This is a genomic window from Rhodovulum sp. PH10, from assembly GCF_000293785.1.
In the GTDB taxonomy this organism is placed as follows: Bacteria; Pseudomonadota; Alphaproteobacteria; order Rhizobiales; family Xanthobacteraceae; genus Rhodoplanes.
The window spans coordinates 1-8497 of sequence record NZ_AKZI01000102.1 but is presented as its reverse complement, the minus strand read 5'-3'; the positions used below and the strand labels follow the sequence as shown (position 1 = coordinate 8497).

At 72.8% G+C, this 8497-nt stretch carries 7 protein-coding genes and 1 pseudogene; 5 read left to right on the top strand and 3 right to left on the bottom strand.

The genetic code is table 11. From position 1 onward, the window contains the following. Positions 1 to 317 precede the first annotated feature (317 nt). From A33M_RS16385 to A33M_RS16375, 3 genes are all read left to right on the top strand, one after another. The gene (locus tag A33M_RS16385) at positions 318 to 1007 is read left to right on the top strand and encodes an OmpA family protein (protein ID WP_202801922.1); all 690 of its coding nucleotides are present in this window, start codon (positions 318 to 320) and stop codon (positions 1005 to 1007) included. A gap of 384 nt (positions 1008 to 1391) precedes the next feature. Next, complete coding sequence (locus A33M_RS16380) at positions 1392 to 3437, top strand: caspase family protein (protein ID WP_008389333.1); 2046 nt, start codon at positions 1392 to 1394, stop codon at positions 3435 to 3437. Positions 3438 to 3645: 208 nt separating this feature from the next. Then, positions 3646 to 4083: a hypothetical protein gene (locus tag A33M_RS16375; RefSeq protein ID WP_157223519.1), complete on the top strand. Its 438-nt coding sequence runs from the start codon at positions 3646 to 3648 to the stop codon at positions 4081 to 4083. A 104-nt stretch (positions 4084 to 4187) separates the two neighbouring features. Here A33M_RS16375 and A33M_RS16370 read toward each other — a convergent pair whose 3' ends face one another. The 3 genes from A33M_RS16370 to A33M_RS24475 are packed head-to-tail and all read right to left on the bottom strand — an operon-like array spanning position 4188 to position 5915. Continuing rightward, entirely contained in the window at positions 4188 to 5285 is a 1098-nt protein-coding gene (locus A33M_RS16370; RefSeq protein WP_008389329.1) for a S1C family serine protease, read from the bottom strand. A gap of 25 nt (positions 5286 to 5310) precedes the next feature. Beyond that, positions 5311 to 5679: a type II toxin-antitoxin system RelE/ParE family toxin gene (locus A33M_RS24480; RefSeq protein WP_192814126.1), complete on the bottom strand. Its 369-nt coding sequence runs from the start codon at positions 5677 to 5679 to the stop codon at positions 5311 to 5313. Then, the gene (locus A33M_RS24475; RefSeq protein WP_040621120.1) at positions 5676 to 5915 is read right to left on the bottom strand and encodes a CopG family ribbon-helix-helix protein; all 240 of its coding nucleotides are present in this window, start codon (positions 5913 to 5915) and stop codon (positions 5676 to 5678) included. The genes A33M_RS24480 and A33M_RS24475 overlap by 4 nt, the downstream gene beginning before the upstream one ends. A 280-nt stretch (positions 5916 to 6195) precedes the next feature. Here A33M_RS24475 and bchI point away from each other — a divergent pair, with 280 nt between their 5' ends. Together bchI and A33M_RS16350 are read left to right on the top strand one after the other, a co-directional pair. Beyond that, positions 6196 to 7218: a magnesium chelatase ATPase subunit I gene (bchI, locus tag A33M_RS16355; protein ID WP_008389323.1), complete on the top strand. Its 1023-nt coding sequence runs from the start codon at positions 6196 to 6198 to the stop codon at positions 7216 to 7218. 174 nt (positions 7219 to 7392) lie between these two features. Then, positions 7393 to 8497, top strand: a pseudogene (locus A33M_RS16350) (magnesium chelatase subunit D); the annotation flags it as partial.

Genomic DNA, 8497 nt, shown 5'->3' with positions numbered 1-8497 from the left:
TGCCCGACTTGCGAACGTCACGTGCCGAACACGGGCAGGCCCGTGTTCGGAGGGCCGGGCCGCTTTCGGCCGCCCGGTTCGTCGCCGATCTCGCACGTACTCCCCGGTACGCGCCTCGATCGGCTCCTGCCGGATCGGCGAAATCGGCTCCGGCGCAGCCCCGTCGGAGTTTCCAAACGGGCTCTGAGAGCCGCCGTCCGCGGCTTTGTGAGATCGTTCACAGTTGGAAGCCCTCCCCATCGCTAGTGTCGACGACGAGAGGCAAGGACGCCTTGGACCAAGCCGGAGGATCCAACATGACACGACCTACATCCGGAATGCCCATGGTCACGATGCAGGCGGGCGAGTTGCAGACGATCACGACACGGGCGGGCGGCACCCGCGCCTTCGGGCGCGCCGTCGCCGGCCTGATGCTGGTGGCGGGCCTGGCGTTCGCCACGCCGTCGCTGGCGCAGTCGCCCTCGTCTGGCGCCCGGCCGACCGAGCAGCAGCTGATCGAGGCCCTGCGGCCGCCGCCCAAGACCCGCGGCCTGACCTTCTCGCCCAAGGCGGCGGAGGACCAGAGCTTCCTGCAGACCATCCGCGGAAAAACCCGCGCGCTGACGCTCGACGAGCGCACCAAGGTCGCCGACATCGCCCGCGAGAAGAGTAAAGTCGATCTCGAGGTGTATTTCGACTACGACTCCTCGCAGATCGTCGACCGCGCGGTGCCCGACCTGATGGAGCTCGGCAAGGCGCTGAGCAGCGCCGAGCTTCGCGGCGGCACCTTCCTGCTCGGTGGCCACACCGACGGCGCCGGCAGCGATCGCTACAATCAGGGTCTCTCCGAGCGGCGGGCCGCCGCGGTGAAGCGGTTCCTCCTGGAGAAGTTCGACATCCCGGCCGACAGCCTGGTCACCGCCGGCTATGGCGAGGAGCAGCTCAAGCACCCCGACCAGCCGCTCGCGGCCGACAACCGCCGGGTCCAAATCGTCAATCTCGAGGTGAAGACCTCGTCCGCCAAGTGACGGTGTGGATCACCCCGGGCCGGGCGTGGGCGTGAGGGCTCGTCGAGCGAGCCGCATGAACGCCCCGCACGGCCCGGCCACCAATGGGCAGGACACCCGGCGCGCCCCGGGGTCCGTCCCCCGACACACGGGCCCGGCCGGGCGGAGGGTGCCAGTCGCCCTCCGCCGGCCCGCCGCCCCCAACCGAGCGGGTGACCGACCATGACCTCGACCGTCATGATTTGGACGATGCTCTCCCGCGTCGTGAGGGGACTCGTCCCCGAGGGACTCGTCCCCGAGGGACTCGTCCCGAAGAGGCTCGCCCTGAAAGGGCTCGTCCTGAGAGGGCTCGTCCTGAGAGGGCTCGTCCTGAGAGGGCTCCTGGCCCCGCTGTGCGCGGCGGCCATGCTGATGCTGGCGGCCGGCACCGCCCAGGCGGAGAAGCGGGCCGCATTGGTGATCGGCAACTCGACCTACAAGAACGTCGTCCAGCTCGACAATCCGGCGAACGACGCGACCGCCGTCGCCGAGATGTTCCGCGAGGCGAAGTTCGACCTCGTCGAGCTGCGGCTCGATCTCGGCGTGGTCGAGTTCAAGCGGGCGCTGCGCGACTTCTACCAGAAGACCCGCGATGCCGACGTCGCGGTGGTGTACTACGCCGGGCACGGCATCGAGGTCGGCGGCACCAATTACATGATCCCGGTCGATGCGCGGCTGCGCAGCGACTACGACGCCGAGGACGAGGCGGTGGCGCTCGAGCGCATCTTCCGCTCGATCGAGGCGACCCGCCGGCTGCGCCTGGTGATCCTCGACGCCTGCCGCGACAACCCGTTCCTGCGCACCATGCAGCGCCAGATCGCCACCCGCGCGATCGGCCAGGGCCTCGCGAAAATCGAGCCGATGGGCAGCGACACGCTGGTCGCCTACGCCGCCAAGGCCGGCTCCACCGCCGAGGACGGCCGCGGCGAGCACAGCCCGTTCACCCAGGCGCTGCTCGACAATCTCACCGCGCCCGGCCTCGACATCCGCATCGCCCTCGGCCGCGTGCGCGACGACGTGCTGGCCCGCACCGGCAACCGCCAGGAGCCCTACGTCTACGGCTCGCTCGGCGGCACCACCGTCTCGCTGGTGCCGAAGCCGAAGGAGCCCGAGCCGAAGAAGCCGACCATCGTCTACGATCCGCGCGGCGACTACGAGCTGGCCGAGCGGGTCGGCACGGTGAGCGCGTGGGACGCCTTCCTCGCGGTGCACGGCAGCGGCTTCTTCGCCGACCTCGCCCGCCAGCAGCGGGCGAAGCTCGCCGCCGAGACGGCGACCACGACGGTGGCGGCGCTCGACCGCTCCACCCCGCAGCACGGCGCCGGCTCGTCCGAGGAGGCGACGCCCGACCGGCTGGCCTGGGAGAAGGTCAAGGACTCCAGCGACCCGGCCGAGCTCCGCGCCTTCGTCAAGACGTACGCGTCCTCGCCGCTGGCGGTGATCGCCCAGGGGCGGCTCGACATCCTCGAGCGGGCGGCGGCCGAGCGCGAGCGCGCGGAGGCGGCGCGCGAGAAGGCGGCCCGCGAGGCCGAGCGCCAGAAGGTCGAGGCCGAGAAGCGCGCAAAGATCGCCGAGGCGGAGCGGCTGAAGGCCGAGCAGGCCGCCGCCGCCCAGCGCCAGAAGGAGGAGGCCGCGCGCGCCGCGCTCGCCGACGCCGAGCGCAAGACCGCCGAGGAGGAGGCCGCCCGCCAGCGCGACGAGGCGCTGCGCCGCGCCAAGCTCGCGGAAGCGGCCCGGCTGAAGGCCGAGCGCGACGCCGCAAGGCTGCGCGAGGAGCTGGAGGCGCGCGCTCGCGAAGCCGCCGCCGCCGCCGAGAAGCAGCAGCGCGAGGCGGCGCTGAAGCTCGAGCAGGAGCAGCGCGACCGCGACCTGCGCGAGGAGGCCGAGCGCAAGGCGAAGGCCGAGGCGCCGAACTCGCCGGAGCTGGTCGAGGCCGCCCAAGGCGAGCTGTCGCGGCTCGGCTGCTTCCGCGGCCAGACCGACGGCATCATCGGCCCGGTCACCCGCCGCGGCGTGATGGCGTTCCTGCTCAACACCGACGAGAAGGCCGCCGAGCAGGACGTCGACGACATCCAGGTCACCAAGGATTTGGTCGAGACGCTGAAGAAGAAGGAAAAGGTCGAAAACTGCATCGCCGCACTCGAGCCCGAGCCGAAGGACGAGCCGGCCCCGGTGCAGGTCCAGCGGCCGAGCCGCGAGAAGTCCGTCCACCGGCCGCGTCCGGAGCCGCGCCGCGCCGCGTCCCCGCCGCGCCGCGAGCGGAGCGAGCGCCGCGAGGCCCGCCCGGCGCCGCGCTACCAGCCGCCGGCCCGCGCCCGCGCGTCGGCCTCCTCGCGCCCGAGCTATGGCGGCCGCGGCGGCTATGGCGGCGGCGGTGGCGGTGGCTCGGTGATGCACGGCATCGGGTTCTGAACGCGCCCGAGAAACACTCCCACGGCCGCGGTCCGGCCCCCGAACCGAGAAGCGAAACGAGGACGCCATGAGGTCGACCGTCGTGAACGAAGACATGTGCCGGACCCGGCCGCTCGCCCCGCCAGCGGGCGACCCCGGAGTGGGTGACCCACGAGCGGGTGACCGACGAAAGGGCGGCCGGCGTGCGGGCCTCGTGGCGCTCGCAGTGATGGCGGTCGCACTGCTCGCCGCCAGCGGCGGGGTGCCGGCCGTCGCCGAGGAGGCGGCCCCGTCCGCCGCGATGCCGCGCAGCGAGAGCGTGCCGGCGGCTACCCCCACCACGGGCGAGGCGACGACACCGGCCGCGGCGACACCGGCCGCGGCGACACCGGCTGCGGCGACACCGGCCACCGAGCGGCCGACGATCGAGCGGACGCCGCCTGTCGTGCGCACCGCCGCGACCCGCAAGCCGGCGGCACGCGACCGCCTCGCTGCTCGTCGCACGGTTCGCCACGCGATACGGCAGCCGGGCCAGCGGCAGGCGGCCCAGTGGCACGCCCCCGCCTATGCCGGCCGCAGCTATCGCCTCGCCGCCGGCGAGCCGCGTTACGCCGGCTGTGCCTATTCCCGCTGCGGCTTTCCGCTCTTCCTCGGCGTCGGCTTCTGACGGACGCTCGCGTCCAGACACTCGTGCCCCCGGGCAGGCACTCGTGCCGCGCCCTCGAGCCGTGCAACGGCTCGGCACGAAGACGCCACCGAGGCGCGGTGAACTCAGGGTCGCCGGCCGATGTCGGCGACCTCGACGGCGACCGTCACCGTCCGGTTCCCGCGCAAAACCTCGAGCGAGATCGTCTGGCCGACGCCCACCTCCTCGAGCCGGTCGGTGAGGTCGACGAGGCGGCGGATCGGATGGCCGTCGGCCGCGACGATCACGTCGCCGAGCGTCCCGCGCAGGCGGTCGACGCCCTCGAGGCCGGCGCGGTCGGCCGGCGAGCCGGGCACCGTGCGGACTACCACCAAGCCTTCGACGCCGAGCCGGGTCGCCAGCGCCTCCGGCGCCGCGACGATGCCGATGCCGGGCGTCGGCACCCGCCCCTTGGCGATCAGCGCCGGCACCACCCGGTTGACGATGTCGACCGGCACCGCGAAGCCGATGCCGGCGTTCGAGCCGGACGGCGAGAAGATCGCCGTGTTGACGCCGATCAGCCGCCCCGCCGAATCGAGCAAGGGCCCGCCCGAATTGCCGGGATTGATGGCGGCGTCGGTCTGGATCACGTTGGCGATCTCACGGCCCGTGGTGGTCGGCAGGCGCCGCTTGAGCGCGCTGATGACGCCGGTGGTCAGCGACTGGTCGAGGCCGAACGGGTTGCCGATCGCGAACGCCGCCTGCCCCACCTTCAGGTCGCCCGAGGTGCCGATCGGGATCGCCGGCGGCAGCACGCCGCCGCCCGCGAGCTGCAGCACCGCGAGGTCGTAGTTCGGCGCGACGCCGGTCACGGTCGCGCGGCGCACGTCGCCATTGGCGAGCCGCACGGCGATCTCGGTCGAGCCCTGGACGACGTGGTTGTTGGTGACGACGTGGCCGGCGCCGTCCCAGATGAAGCCGGTGCCGGTCTGGGCGCCCTGCTCGTCGCCCTCGGCGCCGGCGAAGGCGTCGGTGCCGGTGCGCGCCGCCACCTGGACGACGGACGGCGACACCCTGTCGAAAATGGCGATGGTGGTGCGCTCGAACGCGGCGAGGTCGCCGCGCGGCTCGACCGCGCGCGGCTCCGTGGCGGAATAAAACCAGCGCTGCAGCACCGGCTGCGCCAGCGTCACGCCGAGCGCGACCGCGACGACCAGCAGTACGAGGCGAAGGGGTTTTTGCAAGGCACACTCCAATCGACGAGCTTCTTCAATCACGAGGGCGCCGCCGCTCCGAACGGCGGCGCTCGCCCGGACCGGAACGATCAGCCGAGGCGGTCAGCCCAAGCGGGCAGCCCAGGCTGTCCGGCCAGCGCCGCGCGCCGTGCAGCACCGCCAAAACTTCCACGACGTCGTTCCGCACCCGATAGGCGACCAGGAACGGCGCGTCGCCGACGACCAGCTCACGCGTGCCCGGCACCCGGCCGGCGCGGCCGAGATGCGGATGCGTCGCCAGACGATCGGTGTGGTCGAGGATGCGCGACACCAGCGTGTCGGCGGCCCGGACGTCGTTTTTCGCGACGAAGTCGCCGATCGCCTCCAGCTCGCGCAGCGCCGGCGTCGCCCACCGCACCCTCACGGCTTGCCGGCGTATTTGGCGCGAACCCGCGCCACCTCCTCGTCGCCGGCGAAGTCGCCGCGGTCGGCGGCGGCGATCCCCGCCTCGACCGCCTCGATCTGCCAGGCATTGGCGGCGACGTAATCCTCGACCGCGCGGCCGACCAGCCAGCTGCGCGAGCGCTCGGTCTTCTCGGCGAGGCGGTCGAGCGCGGCCAGCGTCTCCTCGTCGAGGCGCACCGTGAATGCAGCCGACATGATCGTCTCCACGGGTTCCGTTCGATATCGGTGGTTCGGCCGTAAGATAGGTGAACCGGAGCGAACCTGCCAACCGACCGGCCGCGCCGCTGCGGCGTTTTGGCAGGCACACCACCTCCGGGTGGGTACGCATGTTGCCGAATGCCGGCCGCTCCTATAGTCGTTCCAGCGACAGCGGAGCGACGCTGCGAAGCCCCTCCGCGATATGTTTTTCTCTCCTCGCCGCCGGCCGGCCTCCCGGCCGTGCGTTCGTGTGCCTCGATTGCAGATTGGTCCTCCTATGGCTCTGGTGTTTCCGTTCTCCGCCATCGTCGGGCAGGACGAGATCAAGCTCGCCCTGCTGATCGCCGCCGTCGATCCGACGGTCGGCGGCGTCCTCGCCTTCGGTGACCGCGGTACCGGCAAGTCGACCGCGGTGCGCGCGCTCGCGCAGCTCCTGCCGAAGATGAAGGTCGTGGTCGGCTGCCCCTATGCCTGCGATCCGGCAAAACCGGCACCGGGCTGCCCGCACTGCCACGGCAAGAAGGACGGCGAGCTCAAGAGCAAGCAGGTGCCGGTGCCGGTGGTCGACCTGCCGCTCGGCGCGACCGAGGATCGCGTGGTCGGCGCGCTCGACCTCGAGCGGGCGCTGACCCAAGGCGTCAAGGCGTTCGAGCCTGGGCTGCTGGCGCGCGCCCACAGGGGCTTCCTCTATATCGACGAGGCGAACCTCCTGGAGGACCACCTGGTCGACCTCCTGCTCGACGTCGCGGCGTCCGGCGAGAACGTGGTCGAGCGCGAGGGCCTTTCCATCCGCCATCCGGCCAAGTTCGTGCTGGTCGGCACCGGCAACCCGGAGGAAGGCGAGCTGCGCCCGCAGCTGCTCGACCGCTTCGGCCTGTCGGTCGAGGTGCGCACGCCCGAAGATTTGCCGACCCGCATCGAGGTGGTGCGCCGGCGCGACGCCTTCGAGCGCGACCCGGAAGCCTTCGTCGCCACCTGGAAGAAGGAGGACGACAAGCTGCGTCGCCGCATCCTCGCCGCCCGCGACCGGCTCGCCAAGGTGACCGTGCCCGACGCGACGCTGGAAAGCGCCGCCAAGCTGTGCATGGGGCTCGGCACCGACGGCCTGCGCGGCGAGCTGACGCTGATCCGCGCCGCCCGCGCGCTCGCCGCGATCGACAACGACGCGACCGTCGGCGACAAGCATTTGAAGCGCGTCGCCCCCTCGGCGCTGCGCCACCGCCTGCGCCGCAACCCGCTCGACGAGGCGGGCTCGACGGTGCGCGTCGAGCGCGCGCTCGAGGAGCATTTCGGGGCGTGACGGGTCTCGACCCGACTCTCCCGGCCTCATGGTGAGGTGCTCGCCGAAGGCGAGCCTCGAACCAGAGGCCGCCCCCGCCCTTCGAGACGCTCGCTCCGCGGGCTCCTCGGGACGAGGACGGGTCGGAGCCGGAGATCCCTGCGCCGGTACGAGGCGTCCGATATCGGGGCCGACATGACCGAGCAACAAAAGACCGACCATTCCCCCTGGGCCGACGCGGCGCTCGCCGCCGCCCTGTTCGCCGTCGATCCGGGCGGCACCACCGGCGTGCTGTTGCGCTCGCTGCCCGGCTTTGCCCGCGAGCGGTGGCTCGCCACGCTGAAAGGGCTCGTGCCGGCGGAAGCGCCGTGGCGCCGCCTGCCCCTGCACGTGAGCGACAGCCGCCTGCTCGGCGGCCTCGACCTCGCGGCCACCTTGCGGGCCGGCAAGCCGATCGCCGAGCGCGGCATTCTCGCCGAGACCGATGGCGGCACGCTGCTGATCGCGATGGCCGAGCGGGTGTCGGCCGGCACCGCGGCGCGGCTCGGCGCCGTGCTCGACAATGGCGGCGTGACGATGGAGCGCGACGGCATCGCGCTCGACACCCCGACGACATTCGGCATCGTCGCGCTCGACGAGGGCATGACCGACGACGAGCAGCCGCCCGCGGCGCTCTCCGACCGGCTCGCCTTTCGCCTGAATTTCGAGGGGGTCTCGCCGGAGCCTGCGGCCGACGATTATCCGGACGCCGACGAGATCGCCGCCGCCCGCGGCCGCCTCGCCTCGGTGAGCGTGCCGGAAGACGTGGTGGAAGCCCTGTGCGGCACCGCGCTGTCGCTCGGCGTGTGGTCGCTGCGCGCGCCGATCCTCGCGGTGCGGGCCGCCCGCGCGCACGCCGCGCTCGCCGGCCGCTACGAGGTGTCGAAGGAGGACGCGGCGGTCGCCGCCCGGCTGGTGCTGGCGCCGCGCGCCACCCGCCTGCCGATGCCGCCGCCCGAGGAGGAGCCGCCGCCGGACGACCAGCAGGAGCCCGAAGAGCCGCCGGAGGGCCGCAACGAGGAGCAGCAGAACGTCGAGGACCGCCCGCTCGAGGACATGATCCTCGAGGCCGCGCAGGCGGCGATCCCCGCCGGGCTTCTGGAGCAGCTCCGCCTCGCCGGCCGGATAAAGCCGCGCATCCCCTCCACCGGCCGCGCCGGGCATCTGCAGAAGACGAAGCTGCGCGGACGGCCCGCCGGCACCCGGCGCGGCGAGCCGCGCTCGGGCGGCGCCCGCCTCAACGTGGTCGAGACGCTGCGCG